This window comes from Microbulbifer sp. CNSA002, assembly GCF_047324085.1.
Taxonomy (GTDB): domain Bacteria; phylum Pseudomonadota; class Gammaproteobacteria; order Pseudomonadales; family Cellvibrionaceae; genus Microbulbifer.
Map to the genome: position 1 here is coordinate 3,016,292 of NZ_CP172449.1, position 24,918 is coordinate 3,041,209.

Genomic DNA, 24,918 nt, shown 5'->3' on the forward strand with positions numbered 1-24,918 from the left:
ACCTTTTATTGGGGTCATTTCGAAACTGGAGAGGCTAGGTAATATCTACGATCTCACTAGGGCAGCCACAAATAGCCATTGCCAAGGCCATTCTGACGTACACACCACCTTTTGCCTGTATAAAATACCAATTATGGGGCGTATCATCCAGATTACTATCAAGCTCCCCCATTCGGGGTAAAGGATGCAGCACAATAGCTTGTTTTTTCAAAGGAGAATTATTATCTATAAAATATCCAGACCCAAAATCTCTATGCCCCGCTGTTTTTAGGGATATAGCATTCATATAGACCACATCGAGTCGGGGAAGAATATCTCCAATCTTATCCGTTAAACTAATTTTTAAACCTTTTTCCTGAAGCATTGATAATTGCGCTTGCCGAAACGGTTCTTGTTCCTCCTCATCACAAAGCACAAAAACCTCTGAGAAAAACTCAGGAAAACAGCTCATGAGTATCAAGAGGCTTCTCGCCGCTCGCATTCGAACTGGCGCTCCAATTAAGCCAATGGAGAGTTTTCGACTTTTTCCTGACAGAATGGAAGGGTTCCACTTAAGAAGTGCATATAGATCGATAAGGGATTGCGTGGGGTGCTCATCTATCCCGTTACCAGCATTGATGATTGGTATACTTAAATTATTAGACATAATTTTCACTGAATCTTCAGAAGAATCCCTCAAAACTACACAATCACCATAATTACTTACCATCTCTGCAACATCTCTTAAGCTCTCTCCGACACCAATACGTGTTGTCCCTTTATCTGTAATTGAAACAGTACTCCCTCCAAGTCGCAGCCAGGCGCTTTCAAAAGATAGCCTCGTCCTGGTGCTCGACTCAAAGAATGCGCTGATTAAGATTTTATTGTTTAAATGACATGAGAATTTTCTGTTATCCAGCTCACAGCGAGCAGCAAGTCTGAGTAACTGCAATATCCCATCTCTATTAAGCTGACTGCTCGATATAAGACTTTTACCAGTCAGGGACTCTAAGTATCTACCCTGCTCCGGGATAGCCTCTACCAGAGCTTTTGCCATCAAATTTGTATCTTTGTCGAACGGAGCGCTAGTCATCATAACCAAAACCTAAATAGAATTTGACGGGACAATTATCGCTTGAATAATCTGTGTGCAGATAAAGCACTTACAATACGGTTACTTAAATTCATATATCTAGTGCCACCATCAAACTAAGAAGCTTCAACCAATTTTATTGAACCTTGTTCCAATACGGTGTTCTTTCTAGCATTTCCTGCTGAATATCTTCTGGAAGAAGTTGAAATGGTGGAATTCCCTGCTGTATCTGCCATCCACCTCCGAGCGATAGATACACCTGCACCAGGTTCGCTGCCACGGCGCCTCGCGCTATCGCCAAAATATCCTGCTGCTGAACATCTGATATCAGCGTAGTTATCACAGTATCAAATTCCACTTGACCATTAGTATATTGAGACAGGGAAATATCGACAGATCGCTGGGAGGCCTGGGCAGCCACCTCATAGTGAACTAATTGCCTTTGAGATTTTATATAAGCGACAATAGCGTTCTCCACATCAGCTTGCGCTAACAGAACTACTTGCTGATAGTCAGACACCAACTGCTGGAAAATCGCATCCTGTAGCCTGACATTGCTCCGAAGTCTTCCGTAGTTAAAGAGATTCCAATCAAATTCAATAAAAAGATCCCAGGCACTACTGCTGCCATTAAGTTGGCCGCCATTGATATCGATAGCCCCTATCTCCCCACCGATACTAAAATTTGGATAGAGTTCCGCCCTCGCAACGCCTATTAACTCACCTTGAGCTGCCAGCCGTCGCTCTGCTGCACGAATATCGGGTCGCTGCCTTAATAGATCCTGGGGCATACCAACAGTAACGACTTTGGGAATCATAGGTATGGATGAGGGAAAAGAGACTATGTACCTCAAACTATTAGGAGGTATTCCCAGAAGGACTGCCAGGGCATTTTCAAACTGCTGTAAGCTTATCTCCAGTCCCGGCACGCTGGCTTCTGTGTTACTGAGCAAAGCCTGCGCTTGCTCCGCATCCAGTGCACTGACCTCTCCTGCACGAAATTTGACTCTCGCGATCCTTAAACCCTCACGTTGTACGCGAATGTTTTCCCTGGCAACTTCTAGCCTGCGTTTCGTTGTGCGAATATTGATATAGGTTTGCGCCACCTGGGCAATAATAGAAACCAGCACACCATCATAGTCAGCTATGCTGGCTTCAAAATCTGCTGCGGCCGAATTAACCAGCCTTCTTAACTGCCCCCAGGTATCTAACTCCCAAGTTAAGTTAAAGTTCGGGTAGTATTCAGTCTGCAGATTACCGGTGATACCCGATCGAACATACTTTGAACGATCAATAAGCCCTTCAAGCTGTTGCGTTTGCGGGTATTGGTTGCCGATTGCAATTGCAAGCTGTTGCTGGGCCTGAAGAGCTCTAAGGGCTGCTGAGCGCAGCTCCAGATTATTCTCAATAGCCAGTGAAACTAATTCATCCAGCGTCACATCTGAAAACGCCCATTGCCACCACAAAGGGTTGACCGCTTCCATCGTATCCAGTTTTGAGCTGGTCTGATAGATCCACTCGCTTTCGATCTCCACCGGCGGAGGGCGATAATCAGGCCCCAGCATACAGCTACTACTGAAGCTGAGCAGCAACGTCAACAGGCACCCTTGTAGGCACCGTATTAACCCTTTCCTAAAACTATTGGGATTGCACCGGTTCATCTTGCTCGGTGCCCGCAGAATTACTCATTACTAGCACTGAGCTGGTAAATCCAACACGAAGCTTTACAGATTCGGGAACTTCTGTCAGATGAATCCTAACGGGAATACGCTGTGCAAGGCGAATCCAATCAAATGTGGGATCTACCATTGGCAATAAGTCATTACCCGCAGTTCCATCTTTGCGAGCAATCCCCCAGCCAATACTTTCAACATACCCTTCCAGCTCTAGATGAGGGTAAGCCATCAGCTTCATGAAAGCTTTGTCCCCCGGAGCAATTCGACGAACAAAAGTTTCACGAAAGAAACCATCAATGCGAAAAGTGCTTATATCAACTACCGAGAGTGCGGGTTGATTGGCGACGGCCTGATCACCGTAACGAAAATCAATATTCGTTACATAACCAGAAACCGGAGCAACAACCGTTGTATACTCCAGATTTAGCCGCGCCTGCTCTAGCAGCGCATAAGCCGCACGAACGCCCGGGTTATCGGCTCCAAGCGCACCCAGCTGTGCTCTAACCTGCTCCAGCTCCGCTTGCGACTGCTCCAACGTAGCCATAGATTCCACCAAGCTGGCTTCTGCACCCGCTCGATACTCAATTGTAGATTCATACTCAGCCTGAGCTGCTTGCAATGCCCTTACTGATGTCGCTCTCTGGGGTAGCAGTTCTCTCTGCCGATCATATTCAGCTTTGGTTCTTGCAATTTCCGCATCAAGCGCGCCAATATTACTTTTTGCCAGATCAATATTTGCTATTGATTCCCTAATCCTGGCCTCATAAGCGAGAACATTCTTGTTTTGCGCTCGGTATGTATCGAGAGCTTCCTCGTACTCTGCCTTGGCCTCTTCCAAGGCTGCTTCATATATTCTCGGATCAATCTGAAACAGTAGTTCCCCTGCTTTAATAAACTGATTATTCTTAATAGGCAACTCAACTACCTGTCCAGTTACCCTGGGAGTCACTTGAATAATATCCGCCTGCACCTTTCCATCCCTGGTCCAGGGATTATTGAGATACCTCCAAAACTGGACAATAAGTAACAGCAGTGCTACAAGCACTATTGTTCCAGTAAAAATATATTTTCTATACCTAGCCACTACTATATTCCCAAGAATATCCTTCCTATAAAAATTGAATAAATTACACTGAGGGAGATAATAACAACCGGTGGATTGGCAAAATATCGGGATAAACGATACCGATCCAAAAGCCTAGCGGTTAACAAGGCCGCAACAACACCAAACAAAGCTATCACCAATATTGGTGATAGATAGAAACTGCCTATTGATATATCGTGCGGTACTCTTTCCATTTAAAACCCTACAGACATTAAAGACACCTTTCCTCACAGAAAGCCTTCCAATCCACAGATTCTGAAACGCGACGAAACTCTACCAGATAGTTATTGATGCAGTGGGTAACACCCAAGAAATAAAGAAAGTTTGTTACACCCTCTCTGGATTTTTCACTACACTCCCTCAGCTCCATCAACTCACCGACATCAATATTTGCCCTTTCAAATATCCTCCTATAACCTCTTCGCAGGGATTCAATATCAACCTTTTGGTTTCCACCAGAAAAATAGATAAGTATTTTGCTTGCAAGCCGCCTCCATATGAATGCCTCGCGAAGTAATCTTTTAGGAGCCACAAAATTGATTTTCTTTTTATCTATCTTATATAACAGCTTAACCTGGTTGGATATCAACATAGCCAAACCTATAAGGCTTTGCATCTGGCTTCTGGTCATACCCCGCATTTTTTTATCAGAAATACCCTCCACCCAATAGAACACTCTCTTCCTTGAGATCATAATAATATTCAGGTGGTACAATATATATAACCGGAAAAACAATGATCTCCTCTTCTTTTTCGGAATATCACCCTCCACCACCAGCCATGCGGCACTATTGAGAATTCTATCAATACTTCTCTTCAGGTTTATTTCTGGGTGGGCAGTGAAGGGGATATTTCTTGAAACGGCCAAAATACAAAAAATTATTGCCAACACAAATAGATAATTTGTATAAACCACAAAACTATACTCTTGAGAATTATTAAAATTAAAAATAATCTGGGGAAAGATAAGAACCAGGGTTCGTATCATCGACTGGGGTCCAAAGACCTTATTTGAGGAAAAGCTTACTACAAACGTCCATACAAAGATCACGACAGCCAACGAATAAAATCCATGCAATTTCGGCATTAAAAAGAAATATATAGGTGCCGATAATATGCACACTAAAATCGTGAAAACACAGGTTTCAAACAATTGAATTTTGGGGGTCATTGAGGCGAGAATACCTATTACTGTTATCAGTAATATAACCAGCAATCCACCAATCATGTCAGGGATAAAAAGATATGCCAGATAAGCGATCCACATTCCCATCTGAACACGGACAATATTAGTCAACCTGTCTGGGTCGGGCATCAAAGCTCCAAGCCACCCTATACCGTCACTACTTACCTGTCTCGAATAGGAGTCACCCCGGGTTTGTATATCATTTACTGAATCAATCAGAGATCGGGTTTCTACCTCCAAGTCATTTAAGGATTTTCTAGTAACGGCTAAAGCAGCGGTTTCAAAGGTTGACAGCCTCTTTACCTCTTCAATATTTCCTCGAACCACTCTTCCATTGGCACTATCTGCTGGTCTTTCCCCTGAAAGCGCTGCCTCCACTTGCGCGAGGCGCCCCTCAATGTCAGGCATATATTCCTCTACACCAATAAGGAATTTTGATATACCCAGATCACCTGAGAGTGCTAAGCTTTCTTCCAACTTCAAGAGGGATTGCGTGACGGCTGTCGCAGATTGACCAAAGTGACCCCACTGCTTTCGACATTCCCACACCTCATAACTATCTGAGCTCGCATCGCCAATGGCTGTTTGTAAGCGCGTATCAAGCTCTAAAAGAGCAACACGCTTTTTACGCCTAATCTTTATTTTCTCGCCACTTCTAACCCGAGAAAAACAATTATCCACAAATCGACGATGTTCTCTCAATAAATCCAGAGATGCTCTTCTTAACTCACCACGACTACAGTTAGGCCAGATCAAAACGGCTACCAATCCGTAGACAATTATTCCGAGCAGGGACTCCTGAATACGTAAAACCCCAGCCTTGTAGGAGATAGAGAAGTCGCCACCAGTCACATCCCACAACAAAAAGATGACATACCCACTTGTAAGCCAAAAATACTGATAGTTTGATCTCTGTAAAAAATAAACGCAGATAGATACCCAGATTGATAGGGCGATCATAAACAACCAGCGATCCTGTGGAAATAACGCGACGATTATCCAGCCAGCCAGCAAGGCAAATAGTGTCCCTAAAATCCACAAAATGGCTCGATTAAGAGACTGCCCCAGATTCGCCTGACTGCAGACAATAACAGCAAATCCACCCCAAAAAGGCTTTTCCCAATTCAGACCCAAGGCAATGGCATAAACGATCACTAAAGCTGTTGCTAGCTTAATCGACTCTTTAACATTACGAGACAACTGCAAAGCTTTCTCCGACCACTTCTACATACTATTAATTCGTCATTTTGATCTACGGCGCAGCAATATATATTCACCCCGAATATATACTGGATAACCAAAAAGAAGTATGGCATACCAAGAGCTAAAGAAATTCACTATCGGCGAGCTTATCTAAAGCGGCCCCAACTCTTAGAATCAATCCAAATAATATGAAATATAAAAGCTGACAAACAATAAAAATAAACGCCTAAACCACCCAAATATGCAGGTACATCCTTATAGACTTTTCCTTTCTGCAAGCCTTAAGATCAAGATTATGACTAACTGAGCCACACCCCAAATACACTACTTATAAATCTTTAAGGCATGAAGGGAACGAAGTATTTGCTGTATTGCCAGACCAAATATTGGTCCCAGAACTACAATCTGAAGCCTCATTGTCATCTAAAAGGTCATCAAAACCACTGCCTGCTACTGTATTTCCACTAACTACATTGTCCATATTCTGAATGACATATGGACCTCCTATCGCTATGCCCCAAATTTCATTATTCTGGACATTATTACTGGCAATAACACAAAAAGAAGCACCTACAGTCACACCATCAATTATTCTTGCTCCCAGGCTTATAGCAACAGCATTACCTTCTAAATAATTATTCCCAATATAAGAAAAGAAACCAAAGCCACCTATTCCATTTTCAAAAAAACCAGAGACACTATTTCCAATTGCAACATTAGCAACCCCTTCCAGCACAATACCCGATGCCTGAACATTAGTGGTGTTTGACAAGGTATTCTGTCGGATAAGGTTACTATCACTTTCTGCAAAAACGCCTGCGCCACTGGATTCCTCGACGGTTACACTGAATACTTTATGTAGGCCACTCCCCGCCAACTCCAATCCAGTTTCACAATTACTAACAACTCCACCCGTCACAACTCCTGAAGTTCCCAACATAAGTACCCCAACCCCATCGGTAGTGCATTCAATTGCGCCTTCACCAGACATTACAAGACTACCGTCAGGGCCTTCAACCGTTATTGCTGGATCTTCGCTGCAAGAAAGCTCAAAAGTAAGAGTCTGCGCGTCAGTAATAGTATCGCCACATTCAACATCTGCAATGCAGACTGAAGAAAAGTATAGAGTTGACATCACCACCCCAGGAGCAAGGAGTGTTTTTGGAGAGAAGGACATTTATGGAACCTCAGCAAGTAGAGTATAGCTTCACCAAAGTGTCGCCTCTTTACGATCAACCCACTATAGGAATATTTTCTTAACTTCTAAAGATTTTTAAGGCAGGATGGAAATGATGTATCAGCAGCATTGTTAGACCACACATTTAAACCATCACTACAATCTGACTCTTCATTATCATCCAAAATATCATCATTACCACTTCCAGTTACAGTATTCCCTGTCACTAAATTATCCATGTTAGGATATGTATAGGGTGCGCCTATTCCAATCCCCGTACGTAGACTGCCTACCACTGTATTACTTTCAATTACGCAATACGAAGCACCTATACTCTCTCCATCAACTACTAATGCACCCAATATAATCCCCAACTCACTATTCTCTACATAATTATTTCCAATATATGAATAGAAACCAAAGCCAGCTATTCCATATTCTAAAAATCCAGACACATTATTACCAACGGCAACATTTCTCTCACCATCTAGCTCCAAACCAGATGCTATTACGTTAGTAGTGTTCGATACCGTGCTTTGACGAATTAGATTACCGTCACTTTGTGCAAAAATTGCTGCACTAGAGGATTCTTCAACTGTTACACCAATCACTTTATGGGAACCATCTCCATCCAACAACAACCCTAAATCACAATTAGTGACAACCCCGCCCATGACAACCCCAGATCTCCCCAGCATATGGATTCCTATACCATTAGTTGTGCACTCAATAGAACCCTCACCTTCTATTACAAGGAAACCCTCCGGCCCCTCAATAGTTAGCGCTGGATCATCATTGCAAGATAATGCGTCAGTGAGGACTTGAGAATTGGCAATAATATCTCCGCACTGGACAGCAAAACTACCGGTAGAATAAACACATGAAAACAGCATCACTAATCCAGTCGCGTAGATATCCTTTGGGTAATTAAACATGGATTGAGCCCTGGTAAGAATGTAAAAAAATATCACCTCAGTATCGCCTGTCCGTATTACCCTGCCATAGGAACATCATCTCAATCCATAGAAAATAACATGCTTGCACAGACCAATTCCCAAACACACATAAGAAGAATTCTTCCTGCTTCATCAACCCCTCTAAGGTGCACTGCTTATTTTGCCTTGGTCACCCAATCCAATAACGAATAACAAAGATGAAAAACTCTGCAAGTTAGAGTTCCATAATTTAACTTAAGAGCCAATAGAGAAGCTACAGGATTACCCGCAGCAAAGTGGATTAACGCAGAACAATCAAGCTCGTGCCAATTAATTAATAATCCAATGACCCCTAAAATAAAAAAGGCCCCATTGGGGCCTTTTCAATCTCAGCTAGCTCAGCAATTATGCATTTAGAGCTTTAAACTCGCGTCTACGGCGGTGCAGAACCGGCTCGGTATAACCATTCGGCTGGGCACAACCTTCGAATACCAGCTCACAAGCAGCCTGGAAGGCAACGCTCTTATCAAAGTTCGGTGCCATATCGTTATAATTGGAGTCGCCGGCATTCTGGCGGTCTACCACAGCAGCCATACGCTCCATGGTTTCACGCACTTGCTTTTCGCTAACGATACCGTGCTTGAGCCAGTTGGCGATATGCTGAGAGGAAATTCTCAGGGTTGCACGGTCTTCCATCAGGCCGACATCATTGATATCCGGCACCTTGGAGCAACCCACGCCCTGCTCTACCCAGCGCACTACATAGCCGAGAATACCTTGGGCATTGTTGTCCAACTCAAGCTGGATATCTTTAGCACTCCAGTTGGTTTCAGCCGCTACCGGAACCGTTAAAATATCTTCCAGCTTGGCGTGATGGCGATGTTGAATCTCTTCCTGGCGGCGATTCACATCCACTTTGTGGTAGTGCAAGGCATGCAATGTAGCAGCCGTGGGCGACGGTACCCACGCCGTATTGGCACCTGCCATTGGGTGGGCCAACTTAGCGTGCATCATGGCTGACATCTGGTCTGGAATTGGCCACATGCCTTTACCTATTTGCGCCCTACCCTTCAGGCCGCTGTTCAGGCCAACATCCACATTCCATTCTTCGTAGGCGTTAATCCATGTGGATTGCTTCATATCACCCTTGCGAATCATGGGGCCCGCAAGCATGGAAGTATGGATCTCGTCACCGGTGCGGTCCAGAAAGCCAGTATTAATAAAGACTACACGCTCTTTCGCTTCGGCAATACAGGCTTTGAGGTTCACAGTGGTGCGACGCTCTTCGTCCATAATGCCCATTTTTACTGTGTAACGGGGCAGATCGAGCGCATCTTCAATTCGGTTAAACAGAGTATTGGCGAAAGCCACTTCCTCCGGGCCGTGCATCTTTGGTTTTACGATATAGATACTGCCTTCACGGGAATTCTTGATCGGGCTCTCACCACGAAGGTCATGCAAAGCGATCAAACTGGTGATCATGCCGTCGAGAATCCCTTCGGGGATTTCCTGGCCATCGCCGAACAGTACTGCATCGTTGGTCATCAGGTGGCCGACGTTGCGCACAAACATCAGACTGCGCCCCGGTAAGGTAACCTGGTTGCCGTTCGGGGAGGTGTACTCACGATCTGCATTGAGCTTGCGCTCAAAGGACTTACCGCCTTTGCTAATGGTTTCCTTCAGGTCGCCCTTCATCAGACCGAGCCAGTTGCGGTAAACCACTACCTTATCTTCAGCATCGACAGCGGCTACCGAATCCTCGCAATCCATAATGGTGGTCAGCGCGGATTCCATTAGCACATCTTTCACACCGGCATCATCGGTTTTGCCGATGGGGCTCTCGCGATCCACCTGGATCTCAAAGTGCAAACCGTGCTGCTTCAGCAGGATGCTGGAGGGCTCTTCACTGTCACCCAAATAACCAACAAACTGCTTGGCATCTTTTAAGGTGGCGATGTCGCCATTGGCCTGTACCACTTCCAGCAGCGAGCCATTGATGCGGTATTGCACCGCCTCAGCGTGACTACCGCAGGTAAGCGGAGCCGACTGATCGAGGAAGTTGCGTGCATATTCGATCACTTTAGCGCCGCGAACCGGGTTGTATTCCGTGCCTTTTTCCGCGCCACCCTCTTCACTGATCACATCTGTACCGTAGAGTGCGTCGTAAAGGCTGCCCCAGCGCGCGTTTGCAGCATTGAGGGCGTAGCGTGCGTTCATTACCGGCACAACTAGCTGAGGTCCCGCCAGGATGGCGATCTCTTCATCGACATTTTCGGTAGTTGCACTGAATTCAGCAGGCTCGTCGGCGAGGTAGCCGATCTCTCGCAGGAAGGTCTGGTAGCCTTCCAGATCGCGGAAACCCTCGGGGTTGTCCGTGTGCCAGCGATCCAGGGTCTCCTGCAGTTCATCGCGTTTTTCCAGCAAGGCGCGATTTACCGGGGCCAGATCGTGGACAATAGATTCCAATTTGGCCCAGAAAGCTTCGGCGCTAACTCCAGTTCCTGGAATCACCTCCTCGCAAACCAGGTTGTATAGTTCTGGTGCGATTTGCAGATCGCCGATTTGGACTCGTTCCGTCATACCCAGGGCCTCTCATCAGATTGTTGGAATAGCGGCATTCTAAACAGCCATTTCCACATACCGCTAATTTATAGACACAATTCCCACTATTCATAGATCGAATTTTTATGACAAAGCAGTTGATGTGTGTTTGCCCGGACAGAACCGCGCAGACACAGCGTCCACCTGCAACATCGTTACAAAGCGCGGCCAATATCGAGTATTAAACGGCGCAGCCAGCGGTGCGGGGCGCTCTGTTGCAACAGCGGGCTCCAAGCCATTTTTAACTCCAAGTTGGGAATATCCAGGGGCGGATCACGCCTCACCACGCGGGGATTATCACTGGCCAATTGAGCCAGGCGAGTGGGCACCGTTACGATCAGATCGCTCTGTTCAGCCAGCAGCATAGCTACCTGGTAGTGACGGGTGAAAACGGAGATATCCCGCTTCTCTCCCAAACGACCTATGGCCTCATCTACCCAGCCCAAGCGCTGTACATCTTCCGGGTTAACCCCGACACCCACCCCCATACCGGTCTTGCTCACCCAGATATGCTGGGCTTCCAGATAACTCTGCAGATTGTAATCCCGGAGTATCGGGTTATCAGCGCGCATCACACAGGAGAAGCTGTCGCGCCATACGGTGGCCTGGTGAAAGCTCTGCGGCATGCTGTCAAAGCGGTTGATCACCATATCCACTTTGCCTTGCTCTACATCCACAAAGCTCACATCACTGGGCGTCATGATATCCAGGCTGATACCCGGGGCGTCATCCCGAAGCTGCTTTAACAGCGGCGGTATCAGGGTGGACTCGGCGTAGTCACTGGCCATGATGCGGAAGGTGCGGCGGGTATTGGCGGGGTCAAAATCCCGATTTGGCTGGATAACCCGATCAATGGAGGAAAGTGCTTCGCGCACCATCGGCTGCAATTCAAGAGCCCTTTCCGTGGGCATCATGCCCTCGCGGGTACGCACCAGCAACGGATCGTCAAACAGTTCCCGCAGGCGCTTCAGGCCATTACTCATGGCCGGTTGGGACAGCCCCAGGTAATTGGCTGCACGGGTCACATTGCGTTCGCGCAGTAGCACATCAAGGTAAACCAGCAGGTTCAAGTCAGCTCTTTCCAGTTGCATACATCTATTCGCCAAATCGATAGTGAAAATAAAATCAATAAATTAGGCAAATTATGCCACTCCTCCTAAGATACTCAACACCTAATCGCAGTCACCGTTTAAGGATTTACAGTCATGTCCACTTACACTCAAGACATCGACGCGGTAGCAAAGCTCCGTGAAAGCCATGGCAGCTCCTGGGACGCCATCGATCCCGAATCTGTTGCCCGTATGCGTGCCCAGAACAAATTCAAGCACGGCCTGGATATCGCCAAGTACACCGCTGATATCATGCGCGCCGACATGGAAAACTACGACAAGGACACGTCCAAGTACACCCAGTCCCTGGGTTGCTGGCACGGTTTCATCGGTCAGCAGAAGATGATTTCTATTAAGAAGCACTTCGAAGGCAACACTGACCGCCGCTACCTGTACCTGTCCGGCTGGATGGTCGCCGCTCTGCGCAGCGAATTCGGTCCTCTGCCCGACCAGTCCATGCACGAAAAAACTTCCGTAGCTGCTCTGATCGAAGAGCTCTACACCTTCCTGCGCCAGGCTGATGCACGCGAACTGAACGACCTGTTCCGCGAAGTGGATGCCGCTCGCGAAGCTGGCGATAAAGAAGCTGAGAAAGCTGCCCAGGACAAGATCGACAACCACAAGACTCACATTGTACCGATCATCGCCGACATCGATGCAGGTTTTGGTAACGCCGAAGCAACTTACCTGCTGGCCAAGAAAATGATCGAAGCGGGTGCTTGCTGTATCCAAATCGAAAACCAGGTTTCTGACGAGAAGCAGTGTGGTCACCAGGACGGTAAAGTAACCGTTCCTCACGAAGACTTCCTGGCCAAGATCCGCGCAGTTCGCTACGCGTTCCTGGAACTGGGCGTAGACAACGGTGTTATCGTTGCCCGTACCGACTCCCTGGGCGCTGGCCTGACCAAGCAAATCGCTGTAACCAATAAGCCGGGTGACCTGGGTGACCAGTACAACTCCTTCCTGGATTGCGAAGAAATCGATGCTTCCGAGCTGGCCAACGGCGACGTAATCATCAACCGCGAAGGCAAGCTGCTGCGTCCTAAGCGTCTGGCTTCCAACCTGTTCCAGTTCCGCAAGGGCACTGGCGAAGCGCGCTGCATCCTGGACAGCATCACCTCTTTGCAGAACGGTGCAGACCTGATCTGGATCGAAACCGAGAAGCCTCACGTTCGCCAGATCGGCGGCATGATGGACGAAATTCGCAAAGTCGTTCCCGATGCGAAGCTGGTTTACAACAACAGCCCGTCCTTCAACTGGACCCTGAACTTCCGCCAGCAGGTATTCGATGCCTGGTCTGAAGAAGGTAAAGACGTATCCGCATACGACCGCGCCAACCTGATGAGCGCCGAATACGACGACTCTGAGCTGTCTGCAGCGGCCGACGAGAAGATCCGTACCTTCCAGGCCGACGCGGCTCGCGAAGCTGGTATCTTCCACCACCTGATCACTCTGCCGACTTACCACACTGCGGCCCTGTCTACCGACAACCTGGCCAAAGAGTACTTCGGTGAGCAAGGTATGCTGGGCTATGTGAAAGGCGTACAGCGCAAAGAAATCCGCCAGAGCATCGCCTGCGTTAAGCACCAGAACATGGCTGGTTCCGACATCGGCGACGACCACAAGGAATACTTTGCTGGTGATGCTGCCCTGAAGGCTGGTGGTAAAGACAACACCATGAACCAGTTCGGTTAATCGACCGGTACGGTTTCAGTAAATTTGAGGCGGCACTTGCCGCCTCTTTTTTTGAACCCATTGGGTTCATCTCAAAGCACCGCAAGTTTGCCTACGCTTTGATCTCTGCAATTTTTATTACTTGGGCCGCTACTGCGGCCCTTTTTTATTCCGAAACTGAACTACCCCGGTTCTTTCCCTCGCAAAGACAACTCCTCGGCTAGCCTTAAAGCACCCTCGTTGAAATTCGCGCATCATGAGCGATCAAAATTTAATTCTGATATTCAATTGCGGCAGCTCGTCAGTGAAGTTTTCCGTGCTGGACCCGGATTCGGGTGCAGAACATCTTGCTGGTATCGCGGAAGCCCTTGGCACCCCCAAAGCCAAACTGAAGTGGCACTATCAAGGAACAGAAGACTCCCACCGGCTCGCGCTGGATAGCGATCACGCGGCGGTAATTAATGAGCTGGTAACACAGTTTGACCGAACCTGGTCAGAGTTACAGGATGGGTTAAAAGCGATAGGTCACCGAGTCGTCCATGGCGGCGAGCATTTCTCCAGCTCCGTTTTGATCAATCAGAAAGTGATGGCCTGTATCGAAGAGTGCTGTGACTTGGCCCCCTTGCATAACCCCGCTGCTCTCAAGGGGATCTACGCCTCCCTCGATGCCTTCCCCCAACTACCCCAAGTCGCCGTTTTTGATACCGCCTTTCATCAGCAAATGCCGAAGTATGCGTATCTATACGGGCTCCCCTACCCACTGTACGAAGAGCACAAGATCCGCCGCTATGGCATGCATGGCAGTAGCTATCAGTACATTGGCGAGCGGTGCGCCGAACTACTGGGAAAACAGACGGCTGAACTAAATATCATTGCTGCCCACCTCGGTGGCGGCGCCTCTATTTGCGCCATCAAACAGGGGCGCAGTGTAGATACAAGCATGGGGCTTACACCTCTTGAAGGACTGGTAATGGGGAGTCGCTGCGGTGATCTGGACCCGGGAATACTCCTCTACTTACAGCAATCGCTAGGATATACCCAAGCCTCACTAGAGCAGCTGCTAAATAGAGAAAGCGGTATGTTGGGCATATCCACCCTGAGCAGTGATTGCCGCGCACTGGAGCAAGCTGCCGAGAAAGATCATCAGGGAGCCAAACTCGCCCTGGAAATATTCTGTTACCGCCTGGCCAAATATGTCGCTGCCTACACCATCCCCTTGGGTAGCGTCGATGCTTTGGTATTCACCGGCGGTATCGGGGAGAACTCCTCCGGGGTGCGAAGCCGGACCATCGAATGGCTCAAACCCTTAGGCTACCAGCTCAACCCTGAAGCCAATCAGAAAACCAAGTCGCAAGTAGAGGGGTTAATCTCTGCCCAGGAAACTCCCAACATCCTGGTAATCCCCACTAAGGAAGACTGGATTATTGCCCGGGATACATCGCGCTTGGTGCAGTCTTAAACATGCTGCGACACAGCAACGCCAGAACCCTGATGCTGGTTCCCCTGGAAGCGGGAGCCGGCATCACCTCTGTAAGCCTGGGTTTAATTCGGGCGTTAGACCGAAAAAGTATTGAGCTTCAATTTTTTAAACCTGTTGCCGAGCCCCCACCCCCAGACGGCACTATAGAGCGCACCACTGAAATCTTGCGACAAACATCCAACCTAGCCATCCCCAGCTCACTGAGTGCCGAATATGCGGACTCGATGGTATCTACCGGAAAAATGGCGGATTTACTGGAAGAGATTCTCGCCCGCTTCAGACGAATCTCGGCGAAGGCTGAGGTTAACGTGATCGAAGGTGTACTACCCAGCCGCGACAATCCCGTGACTAACCAACTGAATTATCAAATTGCCAAAACCCTAGATGCGGAAGTGGTACTCGTCGCCTGTCCATCTCCCGGTGCCAGCGATTCAATCAAGCAACTTCGCGAGAGACTGGAATTTGCCGTTCGTCTTTATGGCGGCGAGGATGCAAAGCGCGTAGTGGGCTGCATCATCAATAAAGTGGGTCTGCCAGCGGAAATTATGGATACTCCCGGAGCTCATTTAATTGGACTGCATTCACAACTGGAATCTAGCAAAGAAAGCCCCCCTAGCCTGACCCCTGAGATACTTTCAAAGCAGATTCCACTGCGTATTGTCGGTTTTATTCCCTGGAATGCAGAACTGCTTTCCCCCCGTGCACTCGACCTGGCGCGGCACTTTAATGCAAAGGTACTCAATAAAGGAGAGCTGGAAACACGCAGGTTGCATACCGTCACTTTCTGCTCCCGCTCACTGCCCAATATGTTGAGAAGATTTAAGCCCGGGGCCATGCTGGTAACTTCTGCCGATAGGCCCGATGTGGTTGTGGGCGCATGTTTAGCCGTGATGAATGGAGTCAAAATTGGATGCCTGCTATTAACCGGCGGCTACCATTTGGACAAAGCCATTTTGAAACTGTGCACCCCGGCCATGGAAACAGGCCTACCCATTTTACTGGTGCCATCCAATACCTGGCATACAGTGATGTCACTGCAGACTTTTAATTTGCGCACCCCATCAGATGACAGAAATCGCGTGGATCGGGTGCAGGAATTTTTCGCCAGCCGCCTGGATGAAGAGTGGGTAGAATCACTGAGCCAACAAAGTGAAATCCCCAAACGCCTTTCACCTCCGGCATTCCGCTACCACCTCACGGAACTGGCCCGGCGCCGCACTATGCGGATTGTCCTACCCGAGGGAACCGAACCCCGCACCATTCGCGCCGCCCAGCTCTGCCTGGAGAGAGAGATTGCACACCCGGTTTTACTGGGCGAAGAAAAAGATATTTTCAAAATTGCCGAGCAGCAGGGGTTAAAGCTCAATAAAAAGTTGGAAATTGTCGATCCCAAGGCGGTGAGGGCACACTATGTGGAACCCATGGTTGCCCTGCGTAAAAACAAGGGACTTACTCAAGTGGTGGCACTCGAGCAGCTACAGGATAATGTGGTTCTCGGAACCATGATGTTGGCATTGGGTGAAGTGGATGGACTGGTGTCCGGCGCTATTCACACAACAGCCAATACCATTCGGCCTGCCCTGCAACTAATCAAAACTGCCCCGGATGAAGAGCTGGTTTCCTCGATATTTTTTATGCTGCTCCCTGAACAGGTGCTGGTCTATGGAGATTGCGCGATCAATCCCGATCCCGATGCACAGCAACTCGCCGCTATAGCCATTCAATCAGCAGATACCGCAGCGGCATTTGGTATAGAACCCCGAGTCGCAATGATCAGTTACTCCACCGGCACATCCGGCAGCGGCAGCGATGTCGATAAAGTCCGCGAGGCCACCCAGCTGGCCAAACAGAAGAGACCGCAGCTAATTATTGACGGCCCCCTTCAATACGACGCCGCCTTAATCCGCAATGTCGCTGCCCAAAAAGCCCCGCACAGTCCCGTGGCCGGCAGGGCCACAGTTTTTATCTTTCCCGACCTAAATACCGGCAACACTACCTACAAAGCGGTTCAACGCAGCGCTGACTTAGTGAGTATTGGGCCAATGTTACAGGGGTTGCGCAAGCCAGTTAACGACCTATCACGGGGCGCACTCGTGGATGATATTGTGTATACCATTGCCCTCACCGCCATCCAGGCCCAGGGCAAACTTCACTAATTTTATTTACTCCCGGCGCAGGGGCCTGCGCTGGTCGATATACTCATGTAACGCGGCCGCAACGATATAGGCTTCCAACCTATGCTCATAGGTCTCCGTATGATCGTACCCCATTCGCTGTAAGCAGCGTTGGATATAATCGGCACTTGAGGATTTATCGTGCCAGACCCGGCGGCCTTTAAAAATATTGGCCAACACTTTCCACCAACTTTTATCAGCGGAGCGCAAGTGCTGTAGGGCCACCGCTAGCAGGGCTTCCTCATCAGAGAAATCAGTACCCAGTGGATAGTGAGGCAGTTCTGCCAGGCATTTTTCGTCATTGAATACACTGGCGAGGTGTTCAGGTGTGTTTTTATTAAAACTCTCGGGAATCGAAAAGCTTTTTTCTATCTTCCCCGCGTGCTTGGCCTGCTCTAGCAATACAGCTTGAAAGCGGGTATCACAGATACTGAGCATAGCCACCATTACATCCCGGTCTGTTTTACCACGCAAATCGACTGCGCCATATTCCGTCACAACCACATCGCGCAAATGCCGGGGAATGGTCGTGTGAGGATATTCCCACACAATATTACTCTCGCAAATACCATCGCGCATTCGCACACTTGGGAGTGCAATAATGGATCGGGCCCCTGGCAAGTCCCAAGCCTGGGCGACAAAGTTATATTGCCCCCCCACCCCACTCACCACGTGGTTATCCACCAAGGCATCCGAGACAACCGCCCCTCCAAGTGTCACCATCATGGCCGAATTCACAAAGCGCGCATGCTGTCGCTGCGCCAGCTTTAGGTCTCTTTGGGATTGGAGGTCATTGGTAAAACTGATGTCAATCATATCGAGACCTGCACCCTCCCTAGGGTCCAGATCCCGCAACTCTCGATACATAAGTTCCGGCCCCAGATAGAAGCCGCCATGTAACCAGATCCCCCCAGCGATCTTTTTATTCAGGCAACTACCAATTAGACGGCGGCGCCCATGTTCGCTGTGAAGATCACACTCCTCTTCTTCACCATCAGGAGTCAGCAACTTATGGCCCCGCCAACTGTAGCTGGGGTCCACAATGCCAAGCTGCTGTAAAAAATCTGTATCTGCCACGGTTAAAGGGCAACTGATACGGCCAGCATTCTTTAATGCCAGCAGCGTTTCTTCCTGCACAGTATCAGTAATCTGATCGCTATCGAGCAGATGTTGAATTGTCGCATCAGCGTAGACTCTACGGGTCAGAACCCCCGCTCTGCGCAAATGGAGAAAACCGTGGGGCACCATTTCACTGGCCCCATAAAGGCCCCGCTTAAAGGTGCCAGTACATAGAGGCAGTTCCTCTCGGTAGCGCTTAGCATCCTCTTCCACCAAGTCATTCAGAATCCGGCAAAAGAGAGCGTTTTCCTTATGTCTCAAGCGCAGTACATGGCAAACCGCATCTCCCAGGGCGCCGATACCTACTTGAAGGGTTCCCCCATCTTCAACCAGACTGGCGATATGGTAGGCGATACTATATTCGGTAAAAGTTACCGGCAGGGCCGGAGCCGCAAACAGCGGCGTATCAAAAGTCTCACCTTTCAACAAAAAGTCAAAAGCACTGGCCGGTAGCTCACTGCTTCCATAGATATAGGGCAGCTGTGTATTTACTTCACCCAATAAAAACAGGGGGTAGTCCTTGCGCTGAGCTGCCAGCTTTAGAACAGGCAGTGTCAGGTCTGGGTTGCAACTTAAACTGTACTTGTCTCCACACTCTGAAGGCGCCACCATTTGCGCAATAACGTTAACCCCCCGACTGATCAGCTCACCGGGTACCTGGGTATAATTTGCACTCACGTAGTGTTGCTGCGCATAGTTGTTGCCGAGCAGCGAACCGGGCTCCATAAAAAATTCAATAACCTGGATATTACCTGGCAGGTGCCCTTTCCTCCTCGCGGGAACATAAGCAAGATCTTGGTATTGACTGTAATGGGAGTCCAGGAGTGGCTGGATAAAGCGCCGGGAAATGTCGCTGTCACCATGGGGGCGCTCCAGCGTCAGGGCCGTAAATATGGTCAGTGAAATCGTATGATCTTCTGCCGCTCGAGCGTATAGTGTATTGGCGAAGTGGTTTGCCTTACCAAGCCCCAGCGGTAATGCCAATACTATTTTCTTGCCGACAACTTCTAAGAGCTTATCGACACACTCCTCGGCACTGGTAAAGCTCTCTGGAGCATTCTTGTGCGCAGATTCCATCGGAGGTAGCTTTCCTCAAACCTTATTGGACTGTGCCCGCACACCCACCCAAGTGCTCGAAGTGATCCACCTGAATTGCCTTCTCTACAGCATCCGCTGCATCGTAGAGTATCTCAGCCTCTTCATCGCTGATTAGATTTTTCTTTAACCCTTCTTCCACACTATCCCTGCTCAGGTTACGAATACCGCCTTTTTTTAATTTTTCACGAGCCCGCTCGGAAGCGCATACCCGATCAAACGCCTGCTCAACAATATCCACTCCATCCCCGGGAGTTCCCAGAAAGACTCCACTGGTCAGCCGGTCGCGAGTTGCCGACGGCGTCAACAGTAATTCCGCACAAGCCTTGGCTTGCCGATCCGATGCGGTGTGGACACTGTGACCCCAGGGCATGGTGAGGAAGTGCATTACCTGGCCAATAAATGGCCGGGGGAAATTTTGAAACACCTCCAACAAGTTGACTTCGATCTTATGCAATCCATCTCGCATGGCAAATTCCAGCAGAGGGAGGTCATCCTTAGGGTTGCCATCATCATAAAAGCGCTTCAGGGTGCAGCTGAGCAGATACAGCTGACTCAAGACATCGCCCAATCGGGAAGAAATTAATTCTTTTCGCTTGAGTTCTCCTCCCAGGGTCATTAAGGAAAATTCGGTGACCAGAGATAGCACCGCCGAGTACCGATTCAGTTGCCGGTAATACTTGGCAGCGTGCCCCACATTGCGAGGGCTGCTGGCAAATAAGCCCACCGTCCAGCCGTGAAAAATACCCCGACAGAGGGTTTTGAATTGAAACCACATATGTTTGGGCAGCAGCTTATCCAGTTCGTCCAAACCCGCTTCATGATCCGGATTTTCTGCCGCCAACATTTCCTGCAAGATATAGGGGTGACAGCGAATTGCGCCCTGACCAAAGATCATCAAACTGCGAGTGAGAAGATTGGCCCCCTCTACCGTAATTGCTACCGGTATCGCTCGATAAACATTACCCAGGTAATTTAATGGACCATCCATAATGGCCTTGCCCGCATGAATATCCATTGCATCAATAATGGCCTGGCGTAGACCACAAGTAGCATTGGCTTTCATAATTGCGGTGATCACCGCTGGTTTTCGCCCCTCATCCAGGGCACGGGTAGTCGTTTTATGGGCGCTATCCAATACAAAGGCGATAGAAGCAATTTCAGCCAAGCGGCGTTGCACGCCTTCAAAGCGGCCAACAGGCACATTAAATTGCTCTCGAACCCGGGCGTAAGCGCCGGTCATGCGCGCGGCCATTTTTGCCCCACCGGTAGACAGGGATGGCAGAGAAATTCCTCGGCCTGCGGCAAGGGCACTCATCAGCATCTCCCAACCTTTGCCGACATTCTCCTCGCCGCCAATAATCCAATCCATCGGCATAAAAACATCTTTTCCCCAGTTGGGCCCATTCTGAAATGCTTGCAGCGCTGGGAGATGCCTCTGACCAATGGAAACTCCCGGTGTATCTGTGGGCACCAGGGCAACCGTAATACCCAGCTCTTCTTCATCGCCGAGAATATGGTCCGGGTCATAGAGCTTGAAGGCCAAACCTAACACTGTGGCTATCGGGCCCAAGGTGATATAGCGCTTGTGCCAATTAACACGCATACCAAGGACCTTTTCGCCTTGATATTCGCCGTAACAGACTACGCCACGGTCAATCATGGATGCCGCATCAGATCCGGCCTCCGGACTGGTCAGCGCAAAGCAGGGAATATCAGTGCCATCTGCGAGGCGTGGCAAATAGTAATCTTTTTGCTCTTGCGTACCGTGAGCCAGTAGCAGCTCTCCCGGGCCCAATGAGTTAGGCACCATTACTGTGACACCCACACAGGTACTGCGGGTGGTAATTTTGGTCACTATCTCCGCATGAGCTGTCGGGGAAAAGCCGAGGCCGCCATATTTCTTGGGAATAATAATGCCAAAAAAGCGATTTTTCCGAAGGAAATCCCAAACATGCTCCGGAATATTGCGATCCACATAGCTGATTTGCCAATCGTTGATCATTCGGCACAGCTCTTCGACTGGCCCCTCCAGGAAAGCCTGCTCCTCTTCATTGAGCGCAGGTGGACCCATCCCCAACAATTGATCCCAATGTGGTTTACCTGACAATAACTCAGCATCCCACCAAACCTCACCCGCTTCCATCGCCTCCCTTTCTGTTTCAGAAATTGGCGGAAGTACCCGTTTAATAATTTTTAAAAGAGGCGCGGTAAAGAATTTTTTGCGCAATTCGCTCATTTTCACCTTCCATAGCGGCAGCCGTTGCAACAAACACTGCCAATTCCCGCAGGGTCGAGAGAGTCATCAATGCACAATAATAGGAGACGTTTGATTGCAGGTAAGAATTCACAGAAGAAATCCATGCCCCTACCCTGATAGACATTTTATTTTTCAACAAAACCGGCGTTGTTTTTTTTAGGGCCATTGAAAAGTTATTGAGATTAGCTTTTTCTCACTCCGTCCACAGCAATTCGTATTGTGAGACCCCATCACCCCCTTTCAATTAAATAACCATTTTTTCCAGGGACTTGGCCTTATAACTTTTTGAAAGGGAAAGAAAAATAAACAAGGATTTTGACATGAAGCGATTAACGGCAATATCTCTCACCAGCGTCAGCCTGATGCTCCCTTCATTAATTTACGCCGATCTTATCGGCGAAGCACCACGCTTAGACCCTGCAGATAGGATTAGCCAGGATGAAATTTCCCAAGGACAACTTCACCTCGACGAAATACGTGAAGCGGGGCTGATTATTTTCAGCACGCCTTTCAATCGTTACGACGGCTTTGGTGATGGCCCCCACGATTTTTCTGAACCGGACAACCACTCCCCCACCGGAGGTAACAGGCCCACCCTGCAAGGTAATGGCACATTTTTACGGGTCAATGGCCTCGATGCGCAAAATTGCCTGGAGTGCCACACCGTTATCAGCAATAGAACAACGCCACCCAGATTGGGCATTGGCGGAGGTGGAGGATTCGGAACCAGCGTATTATTCCGTCCCGCCAATATCGATGTTATCGATGAAAACTTTGACGGTATCGCAGAGTTTGATGGGCGGCTGATTAATCCGGTATTTTTATTTGGCGCTGGTGGGATTGAATTGGTTGGTCGTGAGATGACCCATGAATTACAAAATCTTAAACAACACGCCCTCAACAACCCCGGCACCATCGTTGAACTGGAAACAAAATCAGTCAGTTTTGGGAGCATCATTGCCGACGAGTACGGCAATTTGGATACAACCAATGTCGAAGGCGTCGAGCACGATTTGGTTGTCAGGCCATTTGGTCGAAAAGGTGACAACGCCTCAGTCAGGGAGTTCGATGTCTCCGCCTTGGCATTTCATATGGGGATGCAGGCCTCGGAAGCCTTTGGCGGAGCAACAGCAGATGCTGATAATGACGGAGTCGTCAACGAAATCACCGTTGGGGACTTATCCGCACTGAGTATCTTTATTACCACCCTGGAACCACCATTCGATGTCGATGACAGAGAACACCGTGACGGCCGGAGGCTTTTCTCCGATATTGGCTGCGCCGACTGCCATCGCCCAACGATGGTCACCCAGAGAAGGACCCTCCCTTATAAACTTACCGGCTCCCCAGAAACTCCCTTTGAAGACATTTTTTACGAAGTGGACCTCACCAAGCAACCGACAAATTTTCGCCAAACCCGCAATGGCGGAATAGAGGTCGCAATGTTCTCTGATCTCAAGCGCCACGATATGGGCGAGGGGCTGGCTGAGAACGCCTTCTTCCAAACGGACCAGCAAAACCGTGAGTTTATTACCGCACGCCTTTGGGGAGTGGCCGATACCGCGCCCTATTTACACGACGGCAGAGCCACTACGTTGGCAGAAGCCATATTTCTCCACGACAACCCCGGAAGCGAGGCCAGTAACGCAGCACAGAATTTCAAGTATTTAAGTGAAAATGATCAGAATAAGATCTTGGCATTTTTGATGTCCCTGAGAATGCCGGAGAATCCCGCTGATGATCTAATTGATCCCCGCTGAGTTGATTCTCAACAACTGGCAGCGCTTTTGGGCTGCCAGTTTCCAGACCTAATGGACTTACTGGCGTTTTTAGGTAAGTGCCTTACCCGCCACAATTACACCGTTGTTATCCGCGTAGAGGTATTCCCCCGGGCGGAAATCCACACCGGCAAAGCTCACCGCCAGGCCTCTTTCACCAATTCCCTTTTTTTCTGTTTTCATTGGGTGGCTACCAAGTGCCTGCACTCCCAGGTCCAGTTCCGCGATTTCATCTACATCGCGAATGCAGCCATACATCAGGATACCTTCCCAACCGTTGGCAACCGCCTTTTCTGCCAGCATATCGCCAAGACAAGCCCGCCGCATAGATCCACCGGCATCTACTACCAAAACCTTGCCCTGCCCCGGTTCAGCCACCAGTTCTCGCACCAGGGAGTTATCTTCAAAACATTTGATAGTGACAATCTGCCCACCAAAACGATCTCGGCCACCGTAATTGATAAACATAGGATCAACTACTCGCACCTCATCAGGGTAGGCATCACATAAATCGGGGGTTGACTTGAGCATCAATATTCTCGCAGCAATCTATGGAAGAGAAGGATAATAGCGGGAAAAAAGTAGAAGAGCTAAGAGGCAAATAAATACCGGGTATCACCACGATGGATAATACCCGGCCAAGCCTTCGCTGCCACGAAATTAAAACTAGTGTGTTACACGAACCGGCGTGCCTACACGCACATGCTGATAGAACTTTCTCGCCATATGTGGGGGCATACGTACACAACCATGAGAAGCGGGATAGCCGGGCACATGGCCAGAAGCATGTAAACCGATACCGCCATTAAAACGAATGTAATTATTCATTTTTGCACCGCGATACACAGTACCCGCAGGGCGACGATGCTTTCGAGTATTTACATTCGATCTCACGACTCTGCCAGTGCGTCTATCAACAAAACTGCCATAAATAGACGAGCGGTGATAAGGGTGTTTGGACAACACACGAAAATGTCCGGGGCGTGTGCTGTAACCGCGCTTCCCCGAAGAAATACGGGAGACACCAACTAATTTCCCACCTTTATACAGATATGCGCGCTGCTCACTTAAATCAATTCTAATTGATGGACTACCACCCCTGGCTGCGGCGCGATCATCAAACCAATTAGATGCGCGTGGCTTTGCATCTGCCGGTGGCGCTGCCATTAAAGCCATAAGGCACATCATCAAAAAGACATGAAGTATGGGGATTTGAAACTGTCTATTCGTTTGCATAGCTCACCTCACCGAGTCTGGGTACCCTGCCCTGAATCC

Annotated in this window: 18 protein-coding genes; 4 read left to right on the forward strand and 14 right to left on the reverse strand. The window is 48.9% G+C overall.

Translation table 11 applies throughout. From position 1 onward, the window contains the following. Positions 1-34 precede the first annotated feature (34 nt). The 9 genes from ACG1BZ_RS13375 to ACG1BZ_RS13415 form a co-directional block, all read right to left on the reverse strand. Complete coding sequence (locus ACG1BZ_RS13375) at positions 35-1,075, reverse strand: aspartate/ornithine carbamoyltransferase family protein (RefSeq protein ID WP_413662251.1); 1,041 nt, start codon at positions 1,073-1,075, stop codon at positions 35-37. Positions 1,076-1,208: 133 nt separating this feature from the next. Further along, the gene (locus tag ACG1BZ_RS13380; RefSeq protein ID WP_413662252.1) at positions 1,209-2,669 is read right to left on the reverse strand and encodes an efflux transporter outer membrane subunit; all 1,461 of its coding nucleotides are present in this window, start codon (positions 2,667-2,669) and stop codon (positions 1,209-1,211) included. Positions 2,670-2,709: 40 nt separating this feature from the next. Next, positions 2,710-3,792, reverse strand: coding sequence for an HlyD family secretion protein (locus tag ACG1BZ_RS13385; RefSeq protein WP_413662253.1), 1,083 nt, complete (start codon positions 3,790-3,792; stop codon positions 2,710-2,712). Positions 3,793-3,833: 41 nt separating this feature from the next. Beyond that, the gene (locus tag ACG1BZ_RS13390) at positions 3,834-4,046 is read right to left on the reverse strand and encodes a DUF1656 domain-containing protein (RefSeq protein WP_353057030.1); all 213 of its coding nucleotides are present in this window, start codon (positions 4,044-4,046) and stop codon (positions 3,834-3,836) included. Positions 4,047-4,063: 17 nt separating this feature from the next. Beyond that, positions 4,064-6,244 (reverse strand): FUSC family protein, encoded by a 2,181-nt coding sequence (locus ACG1BZ_RS13395; RefSeq protein ID WP_413662254.1) that lies wholly within the window; start codon positions 6,242-6,244, stop codon positions 4,064-4,066. 325 nt (positions 6,245-6,569) lie between these two features. Continuing rightward, on the reverse strand, positions 6,570-7,418 hold the full coding sequence (locus ACG1BZ_RS13400; RefSeq protein ID WP_413662255.1) for a NosD domain-containing protein: 849 nt from the start codon (positions 7,416-7,418) through the stop codon (positions 6,570-6,572). Between the two features lie 86 nt (positions 7,419-7,504). After that, complete coding sequence (locus tag ACG1BZ_RS13405) at positions 7,505-8,353, reverse strand: hypothetical protein (protein ID WP_413662256.1); 849 nt, start codon at positions 8,351-8,353, stop codon at positions 7,505-7,507. Positions 8,354-8,758: 405 nt separating this feature from the next. Then, positions 8,759-10,933 (reverse strand): malate synthase G, encoded by a 2,175-nt coding sequence (locus ACG1BZ_RS13410; RefSeq protein WP_282932508.1) that lies wholly within the window; start codon positions 10,931-10,933, stop codon positions 8,759-8,761. A 176-nt stretch (positions 10,934-11,109) separates the two neighbouring features. Then, entirely contained in the window at positions 11,110-12,045 is a 936-nt protein-coding gene (locus ACG1BZ_RS13415) for a LysR family transcriptional regulator (protein WP_108733532.1), read from the reverse strand. A 114-nt stretch (positions 12,046-12,159) separates the two neighbouring features. Here ACG1BZ_RS13415 and ACG1BZ_RS13420 point away from each other — a divergent pair, with 114 nt between their 5' ends. The 3 genes from ACG1BZ_RS13420 (at position 12,160) to pta (ending at position 17,373) form a co-directional block, all read left to right on the forward strand. Then, positions 12,160-13,758, forward strand: a complete 1,599-nt coding sequence (locus ACG1BZ_RS13420) for an isocitrate lyase (protein WP_282932507.1) — start codon at positions 12,160-12,162, stop codon at positions 13,756-13,758. A 283-nt stretch (positions 13,759-14,041) separates the two neighbouring features. Then, positions 14,042-15,196 carry an acetate/propionate family kinase gene (locus ACG1BZ_RS13425; protein WP_413662257.1) on the forward strand — a complete coding sequence of 385 codons (1,155 nt, stop codon included), beginning with the start codon at positions 14,042-14,044 and terminating at the stop codon, positions 15,194-15,196. 2 nt (positions 15,197-15,198) lie between these two features. Further along, positions 15,199-17,373 (forward strand): phosphate acetyltransferase, encoded by a 2,175-nt coding sequence (gene pta / locus ACG1BZ_RS13430; RefSeq protein WP_413662258.1) that lies wholly within the window; start codon positions 15,199-15,201, stop codon positions 17,371-17,373. A 6-nt stretch (positions 17,374-17,379) separates the two neighbouring features. On the opposite strand, the gene ACG1BZ_RS13435 is transcribed toward pta, so the two are convergent. The 3 genes from ACG1BZ_RS13435 to ACG1BZ_RS13445 are packed head-to-tail and all read right to left on the reverse strand — an operon-like array spanning position 17,380 to position 22,031. Beyond that, entirely contained in the window at positions 17,380-19,587 is a 2,208-nt protein-coding gene (locus tag ACG1BZ_RS13435; protein ID WP_413662259.1) for an acetyl-CoA hydrolase/transferase C-terminal domain-containing protein, read from the reverse strand. A gap of 22 nt (positions 19,588-19,609) precedes the next feature. Beyond that, on the reverse strand, positions 19,610-21,844 hold the full coding sequence (locus ACG1BZ_RS13440) for an acyl-CoA dehydrogenase (protein ID WP_413662260.1): 2,235 nt from the start codon (positions 21,842-21,844) through the stop codon (positions 19,610-19,612). Next, positions 21,792-22,031 carry a hypothetical protein gene (locus tag ACG1BZ_RS13445; RefSeq protein WP_413662261.1) on the reverse strand — a complete coding sequence of 80 codons (240 nt, stop codon included), beginning with the start codon at positions 22,029-22,031 and terminating at the stop codon, positions 21,792-21,794. The genes ACG1BZ_RS13440 and ACG1BZ_RS13445 overlap by 53 nt, the downstream gene beginning before the upstream one ends. Before the next feature lie 154 nt (positions 22,032-22,185). On the opposite strand from ACG1BZ_RS13445, the gene ACG1BZ_RS13450 reads away from it, so the two are divergent. Next, on the forward strand, positions 22,186-23,625 hold the full coding sequence (locus tag ACG1BZ_RS13450; protein WP_413662262.1) for a di-heme oxidoredictase family protein: 1,440 nt from the start codon (positions 22,186-22,188) through the stop codon (positions 23,623-23,625). Positions 23,626-23,694: 69 nt separating this feature from the next. Here ACG1BZ_RS13450 and rraA read toward each other — a convergent pair whose 3' ends face one another. Continuing rightward, positions 23,695-24,174, reverse strand: coding sequence for a ribonuclease E activity regulator RraA (gene rraA, locus ACG1BZ_RS13455; protein ID WP_413662263.1), 480 nt, complete (start codon positions 24,172-24,174; stop codon positions 23,695-23,697). Positions 24,175-24,309: 135 nt separating this feature from the next. Beyond that, the gene (locus ACG1BZ_RS13460) at positions 24,310-24,879 is read right to left on the reverse strand and encodes a L,D-transpeptidase family protein (RefSeq protein ID WP_413662264.1); all 570 of its coding nucleotides are present in this window, start codon (positions 24,877-24,879) and stop codon (positions 24,310-24,312) included. Positions 24,880-24,918: the final 39 nt, after the last annotated feature.